Source organism: Ureibacillus sp. FSL K6-8385 (genome assembly GCF_038593155.1).
GTDB lineage: Bacteria > Bacillota > Bacilli > Bacillales_A > Planococcaceae > Ureibacillus > Ureibacillus terrenus.
In genome coordinates, this window is record NZ_CP151968.1 from 208,868 (window position 1) to 231,356 (window position 22,489).

Annotated in this window: 21 protein-coding genes; 14 read left to right on the plus strand and 7 right to left on the minus strand. The window is 47.4% G+C overall.

The annotated features are described in order from the left end of the window. The first annotated feature begins 189 nt into the window (after nucleotides 1–189). The 9 genes from NST62_RS01040 (at nucleotide 190) to NST62_RS01080 (ending at nucleotide 11,087) form a co-directional block, all read left to right on the plus strand. Nucleotides 190–1,533 carry a spore germination protein gene (locus tag NST62_RS01040; protein WP_141601218.1) on the plus strand — a complete coding sequence of 448 codons (1,344 nt, stop codon included), beginning with the start codon at nucleotides 190–192 and terminating at the stop codon, nucleotides 1,531–1,533. Further along, nucleotides 1,530–2,648: a GerAB/ArcD/ProY family transporter gene (locus NST62_RS01045; RefSeq protein ID WP_141601219.1), complete on the plus strand. Its 1,119-nt coding sequence runs from the start codon at nucleotides 1,530–1,532 to the stop codon at nucleotides 2,646–2,648. Before NST62_RS01040 ends, NST62_RS01045 begins: the two co-directional genes overlap by 4 nt. Beyond that, nucleotides 2,620–3,747, plus strand: coding sequence for a Ger(x)C family spore germination protein (locus NST62_RS01050; RefSeq protein WP_141601220.1), 1,128 nt, complete (start codon nucleotides 2,620–2,622; stop codon nucleotides 3,745–3,747). The genes NST62_RS01045 and NST62_RS01050 overlap by 29 nt, the downstream gene beginning before the upstream one ends. A gap of 95 nt (nucleotides 3,748–3,842) precedes the next feature. Further along, on the plus strand, nucleotides 3,843–4,163 hold the full coding sequence (locus NST62_RS01055) for a metal-sensitive transcriptional regulator (RefSeq protein WP_141601268.1): 321 nt from the start codon (nucleotides 3,843–3,845) through the stop codon (nucleotides 4,161–4,163). Nucleotides 4,164–4,182: 19 nt separating this feature from the next. Then, nucleotides 4,183–4,389 carry a copper chaperone CopZ gene (gene copZ, locus NST62_RS01060; protein ID WP_141601221.1) on the plus strand — a complete coding sequence of 69 codons (207 nt, stop codon included), beginning with the start codon at nucleotides 4,183–4,185 and terminating at the stop codon, nucleotides 4,387–4,389. A 79-nt stretch (nucleotides 4,390–4,468) separates the two neighbouring features. Then, nucleotides 4,469–6,688 (plus strand): heavy metal translocating P-type ATPase, encoded by a 2,220-nt coding sequence (locus tag NST62_RS01065; protein WP_141601222.1) that lies wholly within the window; start codon nucleotides 4,469–4,471, stop codon nucleotides 6,686–6,688. A gap of 313 nt (nucleotides 6,689–7,001) precedes the next feature. Continuing rightward, nucleotides 7,002–7,637: a YdhK family protein gene (locus NST62_RS01070; protein WP_141601223.1), complete on the plus strand. Its 636-nt coding sequence runs from the start codon at nucleotides 7,002–7,004 to the stop codon at nucleotides 7,635–7,637. Between the two features lie 198 nt (nucleotides 7,638–7,835). Beyond that, nucleotides 7,836–8,702, plus strand: coding sequence for a glycosyltransferase family 8 protein (locus NST62_RS01075; RefSeq protein WP_141601224.1), 867 nt, complete (start codon nucleotides 7,836–7,838; stop codon nucleotides 8,700–8,702). A 201-nt stretch (nucleotides 8,703–8,903) separates the two neighbouring features. Then, nucleotides 8,904–11,087 (plus strand): DNA topoisomerase III, encoded by a 2,184-nt coding sequence (locus NST62_RS01080; protein ID WP_141601225.1) that lies wholly within the window; start codon nucleotides 8,904–8,906, stop codon nucleotides 11,085–11,087. Nucleotides 11,088–11,241: 154 nt separating this feature from the next. On the opposite strand, the gene NST62_RS01085 is transcribed toward NST62_RS01080, so the two are convergent. The 5 genes from NST62_RS01085 to NST62_RS01105 all read right to left on the minus strand — a co-directional run bounded on the left by NST62_RS01085 (nucleotide 11,242) and on the right by NST62_RS01105 (nucleotide 16,701). After that, the gene (locus NST62_RS01085; RefSeq protein WP_342463269.1) at nucleotides 11,242–12,513 is read right to left on the minus strand and encodes a TRAP transporter large permease; all 1,272 of its coding nucleotides are present in this window, start codon (nucleotides 12,511–12,513) and stop codon (nucleotides 11,242–11,244) included. Nucleotides 12,514–12,519: 6 nt separating this feature from the next. Beyond that, on the minus strand, nucleotides 12,520–13,014 hold the full coding sequence (locus tag NST62_RS01090) for a TRAP transporter small permease (protein WP_342463042.1): 495 nt from the start codon (nucleotides 13,012–13,014) through the stop codon (nucleotides 12,520–12,522). 109 nt (nucleotides 13,015–13,123) lie between these two features. Next, nucleotides 13,124–14,152, minus strand: a complete 1,029-nt coding sequence (locus tag NST62_RS01095) for a TRAP transporter substrate-binding protein (RefSeq protein ID WP_141601228.1) — start codon at nucleotides 14,150–14,152, stop codon at nucleotides 13,124–13,126. 335 nt (nucleotides 14,153–14,487) lie between these two features. Then, on the minus strand, nucleotides 14,488–15,621 hold the full coding sequence (locus NST62_RS01100; protein ID WP_141601229.1) for a cupin domain-containing protein: 1,134 nt from the start codon (nucleotides 15,619–15,621) through the stop codon (nucleotides 14,488–14,490). Between the two features lie 129 nt (nucleotides 15,622–15,750). Beyond that, nucleotides 15,751–16,701, minus strand: a complete 951-nt coding sequence (locus NST62_RS01105; protein ID WP_342463043.1) for a fumarylacetoacetate hydrolase family protein — start codon at nucleotides 16,699–16,701, stop codon at nucleotides 15,751–15,753. 496 nt (nucleotides 16,702–17,197) lie between these two features. On the opposite strand from NST62_RS01105, the gene NST62_RS01110 reads away from it, so the two are divergent. Then, on the plus strand, nucleotides 17,198–17,398 hold the full coding sequence (locus NST62_RS01110; protein ID WP_328219774.1) for a hypothetical protein: 201 nt from the start codon (nucleotides 17,198–17,200) through the stop codon (nucleotides 17,396–17,398). A gap of 5 nt (nucleotides 17,399–17,403) precedes the next feature. Here NST62_RS01110 and NST62_RS01115 read toward each other — a convergent pair whose 3' ends face one another. Continuing rightward, complete coding sequence (locus NST62_RS01115) at nucleotides 17,404–18,165, minus strand: helix-turn-helix domain-containing protein (protein WP_141601232.1); 762 nt, start codon at nucleotides 18,163–18,165, stop codon at nucleotides 17,404–17,406. Nucleotides 18,166–18,347: 182 nt separating this feature from the next. Here NST62_RS01115 and NST62_RS01120 point away from each other — a divergent pair, with 182 nt between their 5' ends. After that, a complete protein-coding gene (locus NST62_RS01120; protein WP_141601233.1) occupies nucleotides 18,348–19,538 on the plus strand; it encodes an FAD-dependent monooxygenase in 1,191 nt (396 codons plus the stop codon). A 68-nt stretch (nucleotides 19,539–19,606) separates the two neighbouring features. Here the strand turns inward: NST62_RS01120 and NST62_RS01125 are convergent, their stop codons facing one another. Further along, nucleotides 19,607–20,359 carry an IclR family transcriptional regulator gene (locus tag NST62_RS01125; protein WP_328216035.1) on the minus strand — a complete coding sequence of 251 codons (753 nt, stop codon included), beginning with the start codon at nucleotides 20,357–20,359 and terminating at the stop codon, nucleotides 19,607–19,609. 127 nt (nucleotides 20,360–20,486) lie between these two features. Here NST62_RS01125 and NST62_RS01130 point away from each other — a divergent pair, with 127 nt between their 5' ends. The 3 genes from NST62_RS01130 (at nucleotide 20,487) to NST62_RS01140 (ending at nucleotide 22,461) form a co-directional block, all read left to right on the plus strand. Further along, nucleotides 20,487–20,981: a DinB family protein gene (locus NST62_RS01130; protein ID WP_141601235.1), complete on the plus strand. Its 495-nt coding sequence runs from the start codon at nucleotides 20,487–20,489 to the stop codon at nucleotides 20,979–20,981. Between the two features lie 124 nt (nucleotides 20,982–21,105). After that, entirely contained in the window at nucleotides 21,106–21,588 is a 483-nt protein-coding gene (ybaK, locus tag NST62_RS01135; protein WP_141601236.1) for a Cys-tRNA(Pro) deacylase, read from the plus strand. Between the two features lie 207 nt (nucleotides 21,589–21,795). Further along, entirely contained in the window at nucleotides 21,796–22,461 is a 666-nt protein-coding gene (locus NST62_RS01140) for a YitT family protein (RefSeq protein ID WP_141601237.1), read from the plus strand. Nucleotides 22,462–22,489 lie beyond the last annotated feature (28 nt).

A 22,489-nucleotide genomic window follows, 5' to 3' on the forward strand; every position in this document is an offset into this window, starting at 1 on the left:
GTCCAAGGCACGGACATAACTAACATATGCACGGAGCGAATTAATCAGAAGCGGGTATGAGGGGATAGGCCGATTGGGTATCCTAAGAGATAAATCCGCATGTTCAGGCGCGGGATTGCTCTAACAGAGCTTTTTCAACACTTTTATCATTTATTCAAAAAAATCCGCAGGAAGATTGGAGATACAGCAATGACTTCACAAGAAACGCTTTCATGGGTCATCAGCCAATTCAACGATACATCCGAAGTCATACAAAAACATTTAAATTACGGAAATAAACAGGCGACCCTTCTGTTCATTAAAACGCTGATCGATCAGGAATTGTATCAGAAATACATCATCAATCCATTTTTCGAATTGCCTTCCCAGGAGCAGTATCACCTTTATTTGACGATGTTGCCGCAATTCCAGGAAGTCCCTTCCAAAGAGAAGGCGCTCCAATTCCTGCTGGAAGGGAATGTTCTTGTCGCCATTCAGGAGAAGTTGTATTCCATTGATTTCAAGTTGTCCAAAAACAGCGATGTCAATTCCACTTCCGTCGAAACGACCATCCATGGTTCCGAGCTGGCATTAAGCGACAATCTGATGACCAATATCAACATCATCCGCTCCTCTTATCACCAGCCGTCGCTGACCATCGAATATTACTTGAAAGGGGAAGTGAACAGGCCGAAAGTCGCCCTTGTGTACGACCAAAAAAAAGTGAGGAAAAAAGCGTTGCAAATGATCAAGGAAAAGCTGGATCGGATTGATAAACAAGTGATTACGGAGGCGTACGAATTCAACAATTTTTTAAATGATAAACGGTTTTCGCTGTTCCCTCAGATGATTTTGACGGAGCGCCCGGACCGTGTCGTCTACAATCTGGCGGGCGGGAAGGTGGTCCTGCTGGTGGACGGCAGCCCCCAATGCATGATGGCGCCTGCCGTGTTTTTCGATTTTTTGACAACCATGGAGGATGATTACCATACGTTGCTGATTTCCTATTATCTGAAGTTGCTGCGCTATCTCGGCATCTTTTTATGCATTCTGCTGCCCGGCATCTACATTGGGGCGGCATCCTTTTCGCCCGAGGTGTTCCGGACGGAGCTGATGCTGACCATAGCGGGCAGCCGGATGGGGGTTCCTTTTACTTCCTTCGTCGAAGTGCTGTTCATGCTGTTTTTCATGGAATTGCTTTTGGAGGCGAGTATCCGTTTGCCGAAAGCCATCAGTGCGACGGCCGCGACCGTTGGAGGTCTGATTTTGGGGACGGCGGTAACGGAAGCCGCCCTTGCTTCGAACATCATGGTCATCATTATTTCGGCCGTGGCCATTTCGACTTTTGTCATTCCGGTGAATGAAATGGCGTTTGCCATCCGCATCGTGCGGTTCCTTCTCATTTTGACGACAAGCATTTTTGGTCTGGCGGGGCTGACATTGGGCCTGCTCTGCATCATCATGTATCTGGTCAATCTCTCAAGCTTCGGGGAACCGTTTTTGAGACTGTATAACTACCGAAAAGGTGACAAGAATTCGGAGGGACAGGCGTGAGTCGGTTTTATTATTATTTGATTTTGATCAATATGATTGCCAATATCATTTCCGCTGTTCCTACCATTCTTTTGCGCTACAGCGAGGATGGGTCCGTTTCGGCTTTGATTTTGGGCGTTTTTTTGGGGACTGTGATCGTGGTCTTTTTTACGAAGTTCTTCAACGCCTTCCCGGGGATCACTTTTCCCGAGATGCTGGTGCAGACAACGAAAAAATGGTTTTATTACCCCTTATTGTTTCTGATGGCGATCATGTGGTTCCTGGCGGGGGTCAGCACGCTGATCACTTACACGTTCCTGCTCATCCGGTTTTTTACGCCGGATATCCCGCTTACGCTCATGGGGCTGACGCTGGTTTTATCGGTCATATTCGGATGTTTCATGAAGACCGACCGGGTGCTGTATACCATCGAAATCGTGTTTTTGATCAACTTCCCGATCATTGTGTTTATCATCTTCAAAGCCTATACGAGCAAGGATTTAAATTGGGATTTCATCAAGGAGGCGATGCTGCATGTGGTGGAAATGCCGAATGTCAATGCCGTCGCTGCTTGCATTTTTTTATCGCTGGGCGTGGTGAATCTTGTCATTTTCAACCGTTTCTTCACGCATAAACAGCATTTTGGCTTGAAACAAATCATCGTCATCGCTTTTATCGCTTCTGCGACGATTTTTACCACCTATTTTGTCCCGATCGGATTCCATGGCATAAAAGAGATCGACGAGCTTGTTTATCCGTGGATTGCGACGAGCGACTCGATGAGAATGAGGTTTTTTTTGATTGAGCGCCTGATTTATGTGTTTTTGCTTCTCTATTTGGGCATGGCCTTTTTGAGCATTTTGATCCACTGGCATGTATCGGTGGAATTGTTCAAGTTTATTTTCAAGCTGGAAAAATGGAAATATAAAGACTTGAACATCGGATATGGGATTCTGATTTTGTTGTTTGCCGCCAGTTCTTTATTTATCATCCTGACATTGTCGGAATACCAGCTGTTCCGGTATTCGGTTTACTTTTTTAATCTGACCGCCGTCATTTTTTTTCTCATGCCATTCCTATTTCTCTGGATACGTAGGAGGATGAAAGGTGCCGACAAAACAAAAGGGGAAAACTAGATTTTTCGTTCTGATCGCATTGTCGTTTTTGCTCTTCCTCTCCGGCTGCGGGGAGTTCAAAGATATTGATAAGATGGTGTTTGTTTCGATGATTGGCATTGATAAATCGGATAATCCCAAAAAACCTTACAAAATCATCTTAAAGCTTTATGTGCCGACGAGTTCTTTCAGGCAGAATCCGACGCCCCAATATTCTTACCTCATCAAGGACGGAGAAACATTGGCGGAAACGATTGCGATACTGGAAGCCCATCTTGATAAGGAATTGGATTTTGGGCATTCGAAGCTGATTGTCCTGGGGGAGAAAATGATGGAAGATGAGAAGAACAAAGAAATTTTGGACTTTTTGATCCGGAGGCCGGATATTCAGATGATTTCCTATGTGGCGATGGGGAGGCCGAATGCCGAAGAAATTGTGAAATTTGTTCCGAACGGGGAAACGTCGTTGCAGCCGACACTCTTCAATTACTTTGGTAATACCGGAGCGGAAAGTTCATTCATCATCACCACCCATTTGTTTGATTTCAGGAGAACGATGAACGAGTATGGAATCGACCCGATTCTGCCCATTGTGGAAATCAATGAACCAGGGTCCCATTTTATCATCGATAAATCGATTATATTGGCAAAAGACAGGATTCCATACGAGCTGGATGCCGAGAAAACTTTGTTTGTGAAAATTCTTGCGGATTCCGCCAAAAGCGTGTTTTTTACTGTTGAGAGAGAAGGGGAGCATTTTGTGACCAGACTTGATAACATTAAGCCGAAATATCGGGTGGAACGGGACGGGAACCAAGTGACAATCCGGATCAAAATCAAATTGACCGGCATCATAACGGAATCGAGAAATACTTTGGATAATAGGAAATTGCCCGAATATAACAGAATGCTCGAGCAAGAAATGAAAGAAAAGTTGAACGCATTGATCGATGAAATGAAAATGAAAGGGTACGATCCGTTCGGTTTCGGGTTGAGGCTGCAGAGCCATACTTTGCCGAAAGACCGGATGACCGACCAGGAATGGAGAACGGCATTCAAAAATGCGAAAGTGGAAGTCGTTGTGAAATCCAATTTGAAAAGTACGGGAAGCATTCAGTAGGGGGAGGAGGCGGCCGGATTGGCAGGCCGCAATCCTTCATTCCATTTGCATACCATACAGTGGTATGGTATAATGTAGTCAGAGACTGGGGGTTGATGAAGCTGGAAAACCATCTTAACGAGGAGAGCTGTTCCCACCGAAAAAGCCATCATCCGGAACAAGTCAAGAAGGATTTAATCACCCGTTTGAACCGCATTGAAGGGCAAATTCGCGGCATAAAAGGAATGATTGAACGGGATGTGTATTGCGATGATGTCATTACGCAAATCGCCGCGACCCAATCGGCATTGAACAGCGTCGCCAAGATTTTATTGGAAGGACATATCAAAGGGTGCGTGGTGAGCAGGCTTGCCGAAGGGGACCAGGAGATTCTCGATGAACTGATTGTCACGATCCAAAAATTAATGCGCAAATAAAATGGAGGAGGAAATGAACATGGAAAATGTCACATTACGGGTGAAAGGAATGTCCTGCAATCATTGCGTAAAAGCGGTGGAAGGAAGCGTCGGCGCTTTGGACGGCGTACAGGAAGTGAAAGTCGATTTGCAGGCGGGCACAGTGGATGTCGCATTCGACGCGTCAAAAGTTACGCTCGATCAAATTAAAGAAACGATCGATGATCAAGGGTACGAGGTGGAATAAGAAATGGGGGCGTCCGCTCCTCTTTTCTTTTTCCGCTTTACATACCCTATGACGGTATAGAAACGGGGTGAACCTCGGAATGAGCAAGGAACAAAGCAATCATTTAAAAGAAATTACTTTGCAAATTACCGGCATGTCTTGCGCGGCCTGCGCCAACCGTATCGAAAAAGCCCTCAACAAAATGCAGGGGGTGGAAAGCGCGGCGGTCAACCTTGCCCTGGAAACGGCGACGGTCGAATTCAATCCTTCCGAAGTCAGCGTTTCCGATCTCATCGGACGGATCGAAAAATTGGGCTATGGCGCCCGCGTCAAAGAAACCGAAGCGGCCGATGACCGGGAGCGGGAAATCAGAAAGCAATTGATCAAATTCATTGTCGCCGCTTTCCTTTCATTGCCTTTGTTATGGACGATGGCTGCGCATTTCCCGTTTATGTCCTTTATTTATATGCCGCATGTTTTAATGAATCCGTGGGTGCAAATGGCGTTTGCCACACCGGTTCAATTCATCATCGGATGGCAATTTTATAAAGGCGCCTACAAAGCTTTGAAAAACGGCGGCGCCAATATGGACGTCCTTGTTGCGCTCGGCACGTCCAGCGCATATTTTTACAGCTTGTATCAAACAATAAAAGCGCTTAACACCGGCATGCATCCGAACCTTTATTTTGAGACGAGCGCGGTATTGATCACGTTGATTCTGTTGGGGAAATGGTTTGAAGCAAAAGCGAAAGGCCGGTCTTCCGAAGCCATCAAAAAATTGATGGGCTTGCAGGCAAAACAGGCCCGCGTGATCCGGGACGGCGCGGAAAAAGAAATTCCGCTTGAAGAAGTCGTTGTGGGCGACATCCTGCTCGTAAAGCCGGGCGAGAAGATCCCTGTCGACGGGGAAGTGATAGAAGGAGCCGGTGCCGTCGACGAATCGATGCTGACGGGGGAAAGCATCCCGGCAGATAAGACGGTGGGCTCGGCAGTGTTCGGTTCCACCATCAATAAAAACGGCTTTATTAAAATGAAAGCGACCAAAGTCGGCCGGGATACCGCCCTCGCCCAAATCATCAAAGCGGTGGAAGATGCGCAAAGTTCGAAAGCGCCGATTCAACGGCTCGCCGATCAAATTTCCGGCATATTTGTGCCGATTGTGGTCGCCATTGCATTGATCACTTTTGCCGCCTGGATTTTCTTCGTTGCGCCAGGGGAAGTGGCGCAGGCCCTGGAAGCCATGATTTCCGTGCTGGTCATAGCCTGCCCTTGTGCATTGGGGCTTGCGACGCCGACATCGATCATGGCCGGTACGGGAAGAGCGGCGGAATACGGCATTTTGTTCAAAGGCGGGGAATATTTGGAACAGACCCATCAACTCGACACGGTCGTCGTGGATAAAACGGGTACGGTTACAAAGGGGGAACCGGCTCTGACAGATGTGATAACAGCGGAAGGAAAAGAGGAAGAAACTTTCCTTTCATTCATCGGTTCCGTCGAAAAACAGTCGGAACACCCGTTGGCCCAGGCGATAGTGGAAGGCATAGAAGGGCGCGGAATCGCTCTCTGGGAAGCGCGGGAATTTGAAGCCATTCCGGGCATGGGCGTGAAAGGCATTGTGGAAGGAAAAGAAGTCCTTGTCGGAAACAGAAAATTCATGCAGGCCCACCGTATTGACATCGGGGAGGCCTCATCCCAAATGGAGCGGCTTGAAGAAAAAGGAAAAACGGCCATGCTCGCAAGCATTGGCGGCGAGTATGCGGGACTGGTGGCTGTCAGCGATACGTTGAAAGAATCGTCAAAACGGGCGATACAACGGCTGAAGGACATGGGCATTGAAGTCATCATGTTGACGGGCGACAATGAACGGACGGCGAAAGCGATCGGGGAAGAAGTGGGCGTCGATCATGTCATCGCGGAAGTGCTGCCTGAGCAAAAGGCGGAAGAAATCAGGAAATTGCAGAAGGCAGGAAAGAAAGTGGCGATGGTCGGGGATGGAATCAACGACGCGCCTGCATTGGCCGTCGCCGATATCGGCATGGCAATCGGCACCGGCACGGATGTGGCGATGGAGGCGGCGGATGTGACGCTGATGCGCGGCGATTTAAACAGCATTGCCGACGCCATTTTGATGAGCCGCAAAACGATGCGGAACATCAAGCAAAACCTGTTCTGGGCCTTTGCCTATAACACCATCGGCATCCCGGTTGCCGCGGCGGGATTTCTTGCCCCATGGGTGGCCGGCGCCGCCATGGCGTTCAGCTCCGTTTCGGTGGTATTAAATGCATTGCGATTGCAGCGGGTGAAACTGAATCATTAAAGGTGGCAGGGCTGTCCGGGAAGAACCGCCATTTCCGGCAGCCTTTGCGCTTTACCGGCATCCTTTACGTCCTGCCGGCGGTTTCTAATGGCAAACATGCTGGCCGGTAAAAATGGCATGATTACGGTTAAAACCCAAGAAAGTTCCTCAGGTGATGATTGGCAATTTTCAAAAAGCCTGAAATAAACGATCGCAAAGGCCGGCCACACAGGAATCCCGCAGGTATCTTGCTTAACTCCGATGCATAAATCCCAGGGAAATGCAGATGCTGTAAATATAGCAATTGAGGAGACTGCCAAAAGGAGGACTTTGAATGAAAAAGCTGCTTCTAATACTTACAGCGTTTTTGAGCATTTTCCCATTAACGGCTTGCGGCAATAAAGATGATTTGACAACGAAAAATGAAAAAAATCCGACGGAATTTTTGGACAGTGAAGATGTGGATGTAACGAACAACCAGGTGGATGGAGAAAAAGTGGTAGGAGAGAACATGGACGGGAAAGAAGGGCATGCGGATGTGACCCATTCCACTTGGGGAAAAATTCCGGAAGGCTTGAAGGAAGCGAAAAATCCAAAGTTCAAGGTGGGCGACAAAGTGATCATCAACGCGGCCCATGACGCCGATATGCAAGGATCGGAAGGCACAGTTGTCGGGGCTTATGAATCGACGGTATATTCCATTACGTATACATCCACAACGGGCGTGCAGGAAGAAAACAAGAAATGGTTTGTGAGGGAAGAAATCGAGCCCCTTGGCGAAAAAACTTTGAATATCGGCGACCGGGTCATTATTGAAGCCGACCGCGAAGAGGGAATGAAAGGGGCGGAAGGAACAATCGACACCGCGGAGGAAACGGTGGTCTACATGGTCGATTATGTCAATAAAGATGGGGAAAAAGTGGAAAACTATCAATGGCTCAAAGAAAGCGAATTGTCCCCTGCGAAATAAAACAGGCTGTAATGGAACGGTTTGATAAGAGCGGAGGGGAAGAAATCCGCTCTTTTTTGTTGAGAAAATAAGTCTTCATATTCCAAAAGGGGCAGCCGATTCCTTTCATGAAAAGAAAATTCATTTTTTATAATTTGTTTATAGGCAGTTTTTTATATTAAGATATGAATATCACATGTTATTCAAAGGATGAAGGCTATGAAAATGAATATTCTGGTGACAGTTGATTCCAATTATCTCCATCCGTTAACGGTCATGCTGAAATCATTGTTCATGAACAATCCGAATGAACAGTTTTCGATTTATCTTGTCCAATCTTCCATACCTGACCAGCAGCTCGAATTATTGGACGCTTTCATTTCCGGCGAAGGCCATGAGTTCCACAACATTCCGATCGATGATCAATTATTCAGCGATGCTCCAACCCTTATGCATTATACGAAAACGATGTACTATCGTTTGCTCGCCCACAAATTTTTGCCGCAACATCTTGACCGCATACTTTATTTGGATCCGGATATTTTGGTGATTAACCGAATAAGGGAATTATATGAACTTGATTTGGAAGGGTACCTTTTTGCAGCCGCAGACCATCGGACCATGCCGATCAAAGAAATCAATAAGATCCGCTTCAATCCTTTCGACCTGGAAGCCTACTACAATTCCGGCGTCCTGCTGATGAATTTGCCGCTTTTGCGGGAAACCATCGATGAAAAGGAAATTTTTGATTTTGTGGAAAAATATCATTCCAAGCTCATCATGCCCGACCAGGATATCATGAACGCCCTTTATTCGAAGAAAATCAAGGGCATTGATGAAGTCAAATACAATTATGATGCGAGGTATTACAATATTTATAAACTGAAAAGCAGCGGGCTCTTCGATATGGATTATGTCATGAACCATACCGTCATCCTGCATTTCTGCGGAAAGAAGAAACCGTGGAAGAAAAATTACAGCGGAAAATTCCACTCCTTGTACAAACATTACGAAAAGATCACGAACGACGCCGTTGCGGCATTGGAAGGCGCGAAAATGGGAGCGGCCAGCGAGAAGGCGAATTGAACAGAGAGAAAAAAGGCTTGATTCTCTTTTTGAATCAAGCCTTTTTTAACTTTGGACGGAAATGGCGGGCAACTTTTGCTCTCCGTTACCTCACATTTGCATTTCGCCGTATTATTGATGCATGCCGGGGATGCCCCTGCAAATGAACGAACATGGAAGATATGCTATAGTAGTCATATGATATATGAAAGGATGTAACGCATGTCAAAAAGTTTAGTGTTAGCGGAAAAGCCTTCGGTGGCCCGGGATATTGCCCGGGTGCTGAAATGCCATAAAAGCGGAAACGGCTATCTGGAAGGGAATCAATACATCGTCACCTGGGCGCTCGGCCATTTGGTGACCCTCGCCGATCCGGAGCAATATGATGCGAAATATAGAACATGGAGGCTCGAGGATCTGCCGATGCTGCCGGACCCGATGAAACTGACGGTCATCAGGCAGACGGCAAAGCAGTTCAATGCGGTCAAGGCGCAGCTTCACCGGAAAGATGTCCGGGAAATCATCATCGCCACCGATGCCGGAAGGGAAGGGGAGCTCGTTGCCCGCTGGATCATCGAAAAGGCGAACGTCCGGAAACCGATTAAACGCCTTTGGATTTCATCGGTGACGGACAAAGCCATCAAAGAAGGATTCAACCATTTAAAACCGGGGAAACTCTATGAAAATCTGTATGCGTCCGCCGTTGCACGTTCGGAGGCGGACTGGTATATCGGGCTGAACGCGACCCGGGCGCTTACGACCAAATACAATGCCCAATTGAACTGCGGGCGCGTGCAAACGCCGACGCTTGCCATCATCGCCGCCCGGGAAGAAGAAATCAAAAACTTTGTGCCGAAAGACTATTATGGAATCCAGGCGACAGCAGGCAAAGTGGCGCTCACATGGAGAGATTCCTCCGGCAACACCCGGAGTTTCCATAAAGAAAAAATCGAATCCATCATCCAAAAAATCAATGGCAAACACGCCATCGTGACGGAAGTGGAGAAAAAGAAGAAAAAATCCTATGCTCCCGGCCTGTACGACTTGACGGAATTGCAGCGGGATGCCAATAAGCTGTTCGGCTTCTCCGCGAAGGAAACGTTGAACATCATGCAGCGGCTGTATGAACATTATAAGGTGCTGACGTATCCAAGAACCGATTCCCCATACCTTTCATCCGATATCGTTCCAACCATTCCGGAAAGACTGAAAGCTTGCGGCGTCGGCGAATACCGCCAGCTTGCCGACGATATTTTGAAAAAGCCGATCAAAGCCAACAAATCCTTCGTGGATGATGCGAAAGTCAGCGACCATCATGCCATCATCCCGACGGAGCAGCCGGTCGACCTTTCCGAATTCACCGACCGGGAACGGAAAATTTACGATCTGGTCATCAAACGTTTCCTGGCCGTGCTGCTTCCGCCTTCGGAATACGAAGAAATGACGGTACATGCGAAGATCGGGGATGAAACGTTCATCGCAAAAGGGAAACATATATTGAACCCAGGATGGAAAAAAGTGTTTGCGGCCGATGTTGCGGAAGAGGATGAAGAAGATGTGCGCGAACAGGTGTTGCCGCCGATTGCCAAAGGGGACAAACTGACGGTTTCGGACATCCAAATGACGCGGGGGCAAACGAAGCCGCCAGCACGTTTTACGGAAGCGACCCTGCTTTCCGCAATGGAAAATCCGGTGAAATATCTGGGGACGAACGACCGGAAGCTGGCCGAAACATTAAAATCCACCGGCGGACTCGGAACGGTGGCGACAAGGGCCGATATTATCGAGAAGCTGTTCAACAGTTTCATGATTGAAAAACGCGGCGGAAAAGAAATTTACTTGACCTCAAAAGGGCGCCAACTGCTCGATCTGGTGCCGGAAGACTTGAAATCCCCCGCTTTGACCGCCGAATGGGAAATGAAGCTGGAACAGATCGCGAAGGGCAAAATGAGAAAAGAAGTGTTCATCAATGAAATGAAGCGGTTTACGAAGGAAATCGTCCGGGAAATCAAGACGAGCGGCAAAACATTCAAGCACGATAACCTTTCGACGAAACATTGTCCGGAATGCGGAAAATTGATGCTGGAAGTGAACGGGAAGAAAGGCAAAATGCTCGTCTGCCAGGACCGGGAGTGCGGATACCGGAAAACCGTTTCCCAATTTACGAATCATCGCTGTCCAAATTGCCATAAGAAGCTGGAATTGTTTGGGGAAGGGGAAGGAAGAATCTTCGTCTGCCCATGCGGGTTCCGTGAAAAATGGTCCACGTTCCAGGAAAAACTGAAGAAACAGACGAGCGGCAAGGTGGACAAGTGGACGCTGCAAAAATATTTGAAAAAGGAAAACGAATCCTTTACGAACAACGCCCTTGCGGAAGCGTTGAAGCAATTGAAACTCGACCAATAAAACGGTTCGGATGCAGGTCGCATTTGCCAAAGGGTGCCATGGAATGTTGCGGCCGGCTCTGAAAAGTTTGGCATACACTGAACAGCAGATTGGTTGCTGGGATGACGGAAAAAAGCGGATGGGAAAAATTATTCCCATCCGCTTTTCCGTTTTTTTATTTCGTTGCATATGGCAGCCATAGGGTGAGGGAAGGAATATACGTCAGCATCAGCAATACCACAACGGAAGCGATCAAAAACGGCCATAGCGATCTTACCAATTCGCCGATCGGCACCCGTGTAATCGAGGATGCAATGAACAATCCGGAACCGACCGGAGGGGTCAATATCCCGATTGTCAAGTTGATGCAGATGATGATGCCAAAATGAATCGGATCCACATTATATAATGGTAGCAACGGCATGAAGATCGGAACAAGGATGATCAGCGCGGCAATGCCGTCCATGAACATGCCCAAAATCAACAGGAAAATGTTCACGAGCAACAGGAAGACAATCGTGCTGTCCGAAATGGAAACCATCCATTGGGCGATTTGCTGCGGAATCCGTTCGAACGCCAACATCCATCCGAAAATATTGGCCATGGCAATCAAGATCGTAATGACCGCCGTAGTGGAAACGGTGTTGATCAAGATTTTTGGAATTTGCGACAGTTTCAGCTCACGGTAGAAGAACAGTCCCACCAAAAGCGCGACAAAACTTGCTATCGCCGCGGATTCCGTTGCGGTAAAGGCCCCGCTCAAAATGCCGACGATGATGATGAGCGGAACAGCCAGGGCAGGGAGCACCCCCAGGAAGGAACGGAACATTTCCCCGGCCGATGCCCGCTTTTCTTTCGGGAAGCTTTCTTTGAAACCGATGAAAGCGATGATGATCATAAAGCCCAGCCCCAATAAAATGCCGGGGATGACGCCTGCTTTGAACATGTCGGCAATGGAAGCGCCGGAACTCACACCATAAATGATGAACAGCATGCTCGGCGGGATGATGGGGCCAAGCAATCCTGCCGCCGCTGTCGTCGCGGTGCTGAAAGATTTGCTGTAGCCCGATTTTTCCATTTCCGGCACCATGGTGCGGCTCATCATGGCAATTTGGGCCGTGGCGGATCCGATGATGGCCGCGAGCATCATGTTGGCCGCGACGTTAACGTAGGCGAGCCCGCCGCGGAAATGTCCGATGAATTTTTTCGCAAAATCCACAAGCCGTTTTGTAATGCCCCCGAAGTTCATCAATTCCCCGGCAAGCATGAAGAGGGGAATGGCGAGCAGTCCGTAGTTTTCCATCCCGGAATAAAGCCGTTGAGGGACGGTGACGAGAAGCGTCAAATTACCCGTGGCAAAAATGTAGACGACCGTTGTGATGCCAAGCACATAGGCAATAGGGACGCCCAGAAGCAGCAATACGGCAAAAGCGATTATCGCGATGATTGGAAGTCACCCCCCGTCTTTTTCGGATTGCCGGAAGGACTGGATTGTGTTATTGATGACATGAACCGTCGCGAAGGCGAATGAAACCGGGATGCTTAAATAAAAGTAGATTTTCGGCCAGTTCAATGCCGTTGATTTTTGGACGAAAATATTCGGCTTCATGATCCAATCCGACGCCAAATAAAGGACATAAGCGACAAAGATGAGCAGAATAAGGTTGCTGATGGCATGGATATATTTTTTATATTTGTCCGGAACCGCATCGACCAAAATGGTGATGGCAGGGGATGCTTTTTCCTTCAGCACCATGCTTCCGCCGATAAACGTAATCCAAATCAGGCAGAAGATGGCCAACTCGTCCGACCATAGCAAAGGATTTTTGAACACATAACGGAAGAAGAAACCGCCCACCATTGACACCATCAATGTCAATGCAAGGATCAATGCCAGCACCTTCTCGATGGAATAGACAACATCGCTGATTTTGCTTAATACTCTCAAATGAAAACACCTTCTATCTATGAAAAGATTCATTGGGACATTAAAGGAAAAGGGGACTTGCCACTTATTTTGTCACGGATAAGTCAGAAAGTCACCAAACATCAAAAGCTTACTTGCCGCCCTCGGCTTCTTCGATAAAGGCTTTGATAATATCCGATTTTTTGGAAAATTCATTGCGGACTTCATTTGTCACTGTTTGGAATTTGGAAGGATCGATTTCTTCCAATACTTCAATGCCCGCATCTTTCAATGCCTGCAAATTGGATTCTTCGCGTCTAATGGCTTCCTGCACTCCCCAGTCCACCGCATTTTTCATCGCCGTGCGGATGATTTCCTGATCTTCAGGAGTTAATGAATCATAAACCGCTTTGCTCATGACAATCACGGTAGGGAAGGTCATTTGGTTCGTCAGCGTCAAATACTTTGCAACTTCATAATATTTCTCAGTGACCAAAGCATCCAAATCGATATCGATGCCGTCGATGACACCTGTCTGAAGCGATGTGTACACTTCATTCAGCGGCATGGCTGTCGGGCCGGCTCCGACTTTTTCCCAGTAGGATTGCATTGCCGGGCTTCCGATGATCCGGATTTTTTTGCCTTTCAAATCTTTCGGAGATTCCGCAAAGCCGTCTTTCATGAGAACGTGGCGGTTTCCGGCAAACATGAAATCAAGGCCCACCAAACCTTGCGAACTTAACTCTTCCAGCATTTGCTTCGCAGGTTCGGATTCCCGCATCTTCACGGCTTCCTCCAGGCTTCCGAACAGATAAGGCATAAACCATGCATTCAATGAATCTTGGCGTGTACTCATATAAGCGTTTGTCATAAAACCGAAATCAATGGCGCCTGTTTCCAGCTGCTGCACCATATCCGCTTCCGTCCCCAATGTGGAGGCAGGGTGGATTTCAATATCAAAACGTCCGTCGGAAAGTTTTCTCAGTTCTTCCCCGAATTTTTGGGCCGTCACGTTCCAAACATGGTTTTCTTGTACCACGTGGGCAATTTTGAATACGCGTGTTTCTCCCTCGGCGCTTGCATTGTTGCCGGATGTGGAAGATTCATCTCTTCCGCATGCTGCCAAAGCAAGAGCCAAAATCCCCATGATGAAAGAATATAATAGCTTTTTAAAATGCATAATGATCCCCCTTGTTTGAATAAAAGTATTTATATGAAGACTATTTGTAATAAACAAACAGGCAATATTACAAGATAGTCTTTTGTCGATAAATTCCGACATTTGCAGCGGAAAATAGAAAGTTTTCAGTAAATTCATTGATATACTTTGAATAATTCTGTTTAAACCCATTATGTATTTCATCAATAGTGAACTCGTTACACTAATAATATAAATTCGTCAAAATAGTGTCAATATTTTTTCACACTTTGAAACTAGAAAAATAGTGCATTTATTAGAAAATAATCGATTAAAAAAGCAGAATCCCGTTTGGGGATTCTGCTTTTCTTTGGCCCTTATCTGAAGGCTGCCTTAAATTCTCCCGTGATTTCTTGGAATCCATTATTCGTTTCATATTTTTGCTCTACTTCCAGATCGAAGCGTTCCATGATTGGCAGGTCGTTCACGGAGAACAGGTAGGAGTCTTCGGATGCAACGTGTTCATACCAAGCCCAGTTCGGCACGACGAAGTAGTCGCCTTGCTTCCAGTCGAACCGCACGCCGTTGATGACGGAATAGCCGGAGCCCTTGTGCACGTTGTAAACCGTCGAGTGCGTATGGCGCAACGCTTTTGTATGGAATCCTTTCGGCAAGAATTGCATGCGGGTGCCCAAAGTAGGGTTGGCTGATTTTCCTGTGGACGGATTGAAGTATTCAACGGCATAACCGTGATGCGGATCCGGGTCGAATTCCATTAATCCTTTAATGGCATCGACTGTCCGCTGCCATTTGAAGTTTGCGAGCGGCGCTATCGTATACTTGCTGTCGCCGACAGGGCGGACGATGCCTCCCTGGTAGCGTTTTTCGCTGAAGTTGTCCGGAACTTCCGGCCGTTGCAATCCGTCTTCCGTATCTTCATATGGGTCAAAGAATGTGCCCCCGATGGCGAATACAGTCGGAATGTCCAAAGCGTCCATCCAAAGCATCGGTTCGGTGCCGACGTGTTCATGGCCATGCCATAAACCTTTCGGAGTGATGAGGAAATCTCCTTCTTCCATGAACACCCGCTGCCCCTGGACGATCGTGTAGGCGCCGGAACCTTTGGAAATGAAGCGCATGGCGTTTTGAGAGTGGCGATGGGACGGCGCTTTTTCGCCAGGCAGCAAACTTTGGACGGCAACATAGATTGTTTGGGTTGTCGATGCCCATCCCCAAGGTTTGCGGTACGTTAATCCCGGGTTTTGGAAATAGATGGCACGGCGCTCGCCGCCGCGTTCAGGCGTGAAGATTTGGGTCGCTTCCGCCATTTTCTTTTCGATCAATTCGCTGCTCCAAAGATAGGCTTCCGCCTGTGGAGTCGGCGTGCGGTGCATAATTTCAGGAATGGCTTCCCAAAGCGGTCCAAGGTGATACTGCTGAATGTCCCTCGTGAAGTCGGTTACAATGGAGCTTTTCATAAATTCTTTCATTTCTTGGCTTACTTCTCCCATAATCATTCCCCTTTGCTCATTTATTTTTTGTAGAAGGGGCGGTTAAGCGCCGGCGCAAACTTGCTCATCATGCGCCGGTCCTGGCCCCGTGTATTTATTTTGTAAAAGGGAACAGCTTAGCGCTGCCCGCTAAACATTGGCAGGTTGTTTGACGGCTTTCACTTTGTTTTCGAGAACGCCGATCTTCTCGATTTCGATTGTGACAACATCGCCGTCTTTCAAGAATTGCTGAGGGTTCATGGCAAAACCGACACCGCCTGGAGTGCCTGTCAATACAAGATCGCCCGGTTCCAGTGTCATTAAGCCGGACAGGAAGGAAACAAGTTTTGGAACGGTAAATACGAAGTCGTCGGTATTCGTGGATTGCCGCACTTCGCCGTTTACTTTCAACACCATATCGAGCCCTGCCGGATCGCCGATTTCATCTGCCGTGACGAGGTGAGGCCCCAAAGGGAGGGAACCGTCCACCGTTTTGCCTTGCAGCCATTGGAGGGTGCGCCGCTGAATGTCGCGGTACGTCACGTCGTTGGCAATCGTATAACCGGCCACATAATCGAGGGCCTCTTCTTCGGAAACGTTGCGGGCCTGTTTGCCGACAACAAAAGCAAATTCCATCTCATAATCCAGCTGTTCTGAAATAGGGAAGTGCGGAATATCGTCTTCCGGGCCGATGATGGTGTTGGCAAACTTTGCAAAGATGACCGGATGGGTCGGGATTTCACGTCCCATTTCCTGGATATGTTTCCGGAAGTTGTGGCCGACGCAAATAATTTTTCCAGGTTTTTGGACAGGCGCTTCAATTTTTACTTCGCTGCGGTTGTAAATCACTTTTTTATCAAATCGATCAGGGTTTTCTAGGATGAAATCGATGGCGCCTTGGGCAAGTGCCAGCGATTCTTTCCCTCCCTGGAATAATTCATCGGTGATGGCCGGTACAAATGCGTGGGCGATTTCTTTGTACCGATATTTGCCCAGTGCCTGTAATTGCGCTTGATAAGCATAGTTCAGGTCGATTACTTGATCGTTCACAATTGCTCCGGCACGGGTGTGTCCACCTACTGTATAGTTGACTAATTTCATTCATTGACCTCCTATATTATAATTTTAGTGAATTTTGTTCGCTATTTATATAAAAATATTAATCTCGCGTTTCAATGTTGTCAATATTTTTTGTTTTCAGAAATATTTTTCTGCTTGCCTCCAAAATCTGGGTGATTTATGAGCAGAATGGGATGTATCACTGCAAAAATAGAAGCGTTATGTGTATAAGCAGGAATTGCAAGTGCCCAAGAGGATGGAGCAAGCGCCCAAGCGGGGAGTGTAAATGCCCGAGTGGGGAGTGCAAGTGCCCGAGTGGAAGGGGCAAGCGCCCAAGCGGGGAGTGCAAGCGCCCGAGCGGATGGGGTGAGCGCCCGAGCGGGGAGTGCAAGTGCCCGAGCGGGGAGTGCAAGCGCCCAAGCGGGGAGTGCAAGCGCCCGAGCGGGGAGTGCAAGTGCCCGAGTGGGGAGTGTAAGTGCTCGAGCAGGGAGTGCAAGCGCCCGAGCGGGGAGTGCAAGTGCCCGAGCGGGAAGTGTAAATGCCCGAGTGGAAGGGGCAAGCGCCCGAGTGGGGAGTGTATTTGCTCAAGAAGATGGATTATGTGCCAAGCATGAAGTATATCCGACCAAGAGGAGCTCCATCTGCCCAAGCGGAATCCCCAAGTAGACCGGTTCGTCCATCATCAACAAAAAAGGAGCGGATGGCTTATGTCCGCTCCCTTGATCTATTGGGTTTTTGATAGTTTCATAGACTTTCAGCGTTTGCTGAAAATCCGTATTGGGCGGAAAGTTCCCTGCTGATGTCCATAATGTACCGGCTAGTCGGATGATCCGGGGAAGTCGGCACGGTTTCGGTGTAGCCGACGATGGTGATGGCGCCCAATAATTCTTGCTCATAATTTAAAATCGGGACGCTGAAGGAAGAAACATGGCTTACCAACGGCTCGATTTTCGATGCAAAATAACTTTTTCTGGCCGTTTCCAATTCTTTGTCGAGTTCTTTCAACTGTTCCTCATTCAACTTGGCTCTTTCGGAATCCAGCCAATTCTTCACCAGTTCATTACGGAAAGATGCAAAAATGACGCCCGTCGATGAACCCAAGGGCAAGTTTGTCCCGATTTGCGCACCGATGTTGATTCCATATAATGCATCCGAAATGTAGGAAACGAGGGGACCCCCTGCGGAAGGAACCGCAAGAAGAGCGGTAAGCCCCGTCTTTTTGCTGATTTTTTTCAAATATGGAATCACGGTTTCCACGATGGAAGATTGTCCTTTCGCAATGTTGCCCAATTGAATAAGTTTGTGTCCCAAAGAATAGGTATTATCAGGGTTGCGTTGAATCGCCCCGAATTCATGCAGGGTCGTCAAATATTTATACAAATTGCTTTTTGTCATTGATGTAATGTTTTGGATTTCCGTAAACTTTAACGGCTCTTTATGATTTGCGATGATTTCTAAAATATTCAAACCGATTTCCAGGGACTGGATCTTGTTTTCCTTTGACATGACATTCCTCCGATAGACTATGATGTTCGATATTATAGCAAAGAATCGTTTAAGAAAGAAATTTTTGATTTTTTCGATGAAATTATTGACACTTGGTTGTATTTTATTATAAAGTTTTCTTAAAGAGAACACAGTTCTCTAAAAATGGACTCGTTAAATCAAACAAAGGGGTGGAATTTGTGATGTCAAAAATCAGTGATGTGATTGTAGTAGGCGGCGGTATTGGGGGATTGGCCGCTGCTTTGGCCGCAAATGATGCGGGGAAATCTGTCGCCGTGTTTGAACAGGCGCCGGAATTCGGGGAAGTCGGGGCAGGTCTGCAATTGGCCCCAAACGCGCTGGAAGTGTTGGATCGGTTCGGAGTAAAAGAAGAAATATTGAAATACGCAGTATTGCCAAAACGATTGGTGCTGAAAGATATCTATTCAGCAAAAGAAGTGGCTTCTCTTGATCTGGGAGAAGGATTCCAAAAAGAATTCGGCCAGCCATACATCGTCATGCACCGTTCCGATTTGCACCGCGTATTGCTGGAGGCATGCCAGAAACGCGGCAACATTAAATTTTTCACAAATTCAAGAATTAAAACCGCGGAGCAGGAAAACGGTTCGGTTACAATCATCACGGAGAAGGGCGACAGATATTCGGCGGATGCCGTCATCGGTGCGGATGGCGTAAAATCCAATCTCCGGAAATTGTTTGTGGACGATGAGCCGGTGAATTCCGAGTATGTGGCATACCGCGGAACGATTCCGATTGAAGAAGTAAAAGACCACGTAACATTGGACGATGTGATCATGTGGATCGGTCCTAATCTCCACTTGGTGCAATATCCGATCCGCCGCGGAGAACTTTTCAATCTGGTAGTCGTTTTCAAATCTTACGATACATCCAAGGAAGACTGGGGAACGCCGGAAGAATTGTTCCGCCGCTTCGAAGGGGCGCATCCGGACGCGCAATATTTATTGAAATTCATCAACCGTCAATTCAAATGGCAAATGTATGACCGGGAACCGATCGACACTTGGTCAAAAGGCAATATCACATTGCTGGGCGATGCGGCCCATGCGATGCTGCAATATCTTGCGCAAGGCGGTGTACAAGCGCTTGAAGATGCCTGGTGCTTAAGGGAAAAACTGATCGAATGCGATACGTATGAAGAAGCTTTCAAAGAATATGAAAAAATCCGCGCTCCAAGGGCGGGAATGGTTCAACGGAGCGCCCGCAGATGGGGAGAAATCATCCATGCGGAAGATGAAGTGCTAAAAATGGTGCGGGATGCATTGTTTGAAAGACATAAACCGACGGATTACCATGTGGTGGACTTCCTGTACGGCATCTTTAAGAAGGAGAAAGAAGTTTCCGGCGTCAATTAATCTATGAAAACAAAAATAAGAAATGAAAAATGCGTTAGTCGCACTGCGCTAACGCATTTTTTCGCACTTTATTCCCGGTAGCCGTATATTCTGGACATTTCTTTGCAGATGTCGATGACTTTCTGGATCATTTCATCTTGCGGATCGGTCGGGATGTTTTCGGTGAATCCGATGACGGCGACGGCAGCGATGATTTCATTTTGATAGTTTAAAATCGGCACGCCAAAGGAAGAAACATGGTTGACAAGCGGTTCTTTGGCAAAGGCCACATGGGAGCGGCGGATTTCCTCCAGCTCCTTCTGAAACTGCTCTGTTGAAAAATTCGGAATCTTTTCTTGTTCCTGTTTGATCCATTGGGCCACTTCCCTGCTGTTTGCGTAGGCGGCAAACACCTTTCCTGCCGACGACATGAGCGGCAATTTTGTGCCGATTTGGGCTCCTATGTTGATGCCGTAATTGGTATTCCAAATGTTTGTGATGACCGGGCAATCGTTCAGCCAGACGGAAAGGGAAGTGGACATTTGGGTAATGTTGCTGATTTCTTTAAAATACGGCGACAATTTGTTTATCATATCATGATTTCTCATGGCCGCGTTCCCGTATTCCAGGAGTTTGTAGCCAAGGGAATAGGAACCTTGGCGATCGCGGTACAACAGGTCGAGCTGTGTCAATGTATTTAAATATTTATAAAGATTGCTTTTTGAAATTCCCGTCTTTTGCTGAAGTTCCGTAAATTTGACCGGAACATCGCTTTGCGCTACGACATCAAGGATTTTGATTCCCTGGCTCAGTGAACCGATCGTTGAAGAAGATTTTGTCATAGAGATATTCCTTTCTGATATAAGATGAAACATTTGCATATTTCCGATTAATAGTTTAATATATTGTGCTAAGAATTATCAACATAATGAATTTTATTCTCTATTTTGATAAAAAGGGGAGTAGGGTATGACTGTTCACGTTTTAGATGACAAAATCACGTCTTTCAAAAACAGCATCGATCGAATCGTTGATGTGCTGCAAAACACCGATGAAGAAAAATTGTATATTCAGCCTTCGGAAAAAGAGTGGTCTGCTATGCAAATTGTATCACATGTACTGGAAGCGGTGGATTTCTGGGTGGCAGATCTGGAAGCTTTACTAATTGTACCAGGGGCGAAATGGGGGCGCAATCATGAGCACGTTCGCCGTTTGGCAGCGGTGAGCGACACGGTTGTATCGCAATTGAAAAGGGAAGAAGCGATTGAAAAACTGAAAAAACTTGTTCCGAAAGTAGAGCAGGCTTTATCCAAAGTGAAGGAAGAGGATTTGGAAAAAACGGCGCCGAGCTACAACCCGAATTTTGATGGCAAACCGCTGTCTTTTCTGATCGACCACTTGATTGTCGGGCATGTGGAAAGCCATTATGGACAACTTGTCCGTCACCTTGAAAAAGTGAAATAAAGGAACAAGAAAAAGATCGTTTCGATGGCGGAACGATCTTTTTTTGGCGCAATTTCGAAGCTTCCTTCCATGAAAAATTTGTTATGATAGTTATTGCACGAATGGAAATTGAAGGTGATAGGATTTGGCGAAAAAGAAAGCGGCAAAGACGAATGCCATCCGGTTGTTGGAGCAGCGGAATATGCCATTTCAGGCCATCGCTTACGAGACGGAAGGGGCCATCGACGGCGTATCGGTTGCCAAGAAAATCGGGCATCCCGCGGATCATGTTTACAAAACCCTAGTCACGACGGCGGGGGCCGGGAAAACGTATGTGTTTGTCATTCCGGTGGAGAAGGAGCTGGATTTGAAGGCAGCCGCCAGAGCCGCGGGGGAAAAGAAAGTGGAGATGCTTCCATTGAAAGATTTGTTTGCGGCAACGGGGTATGTGCGCGGCGGGTGTTCGCCGGTCGGCATGAAGAAGCAGTTTCCGACGTTCATTGATGAATCGGCAAAAGATTTGGATTATATAATCGTTAGCGGCGGCAAAATTGGCATCCAGATTCGATTGGCCCCGGCGGATTTGGCAGAGGCGGCCAATGCGGAGTTTGCGCCTGTCGCGAAATGAACGGTTTGTTGTCCGGTATCTGCTGCGGTTTAACACCGGAATGTGTCTCTTTTCGACGGAAGTTACCGTTGTCCGGCGTTTCCGGGATAAAGGAAGGCCGATGCCGGCCCGATTTTTTGGGGTGAAAGAAGAGAAGGAGGAACGGCAGAAGAGGTTTTGCTGTTTGACACTCGCATTTGATATGGATGGAAAGAAGGCGTATCGGAGATGAGAAGAATATATGCTTGGCGGTGGGGCTTTTATCTGGCCGGGTTATGCATCATGTCATTGGGGATCACGATGGTGATCAAGGGGGAAAAAATTGGAGTCAATGCATGGGACGTGTTACATATTGCGTTATATAAAACCATCGGCTTGTCGATTGGTTCATGGGTGATTATTACGGGACTTGTCATCGTGGCTTTTACTTCCCTGATGTACAAAAGTTTTCCGAAAATCGGCACTTGGTTGAACATGCTGCTGACGGGGGGGTTCATCGACTTTTTTTATTGGCTGTTGCCCGATGCGGATACTTTTCTCTTTCAGCTCCTGTATTTTCTGGCAGGCATTTTTGTTTTAAGCTTCGGCACGGGCATGTATATATCCCCGAACCTGGGATCCGGCCCGAGAGACGGGCTGATGATGTGGATCGTGGAAAAACTGGGCGGAAGCATCAAAGTGGCGCGGATATCCATCGAATTGACCGTTGCCTTGATCGGCTGGCTGTTAGGCGGGCCTTTTGGCGTGGGGACGATTCTGATTGCGGTGGGATCCGGCTATATTGTGCAATTTGCCTTGCCGTATTGCCAAAAGTTATTGCTGAAATGCATCGGCGAAGAGGCGCTGGAAGGGGAAAAGCCGTTTATTCCGGTGATAGGAAGAGAGACGGATTAAAACAAGCGCAAATGGAAAGAGCCTTCCA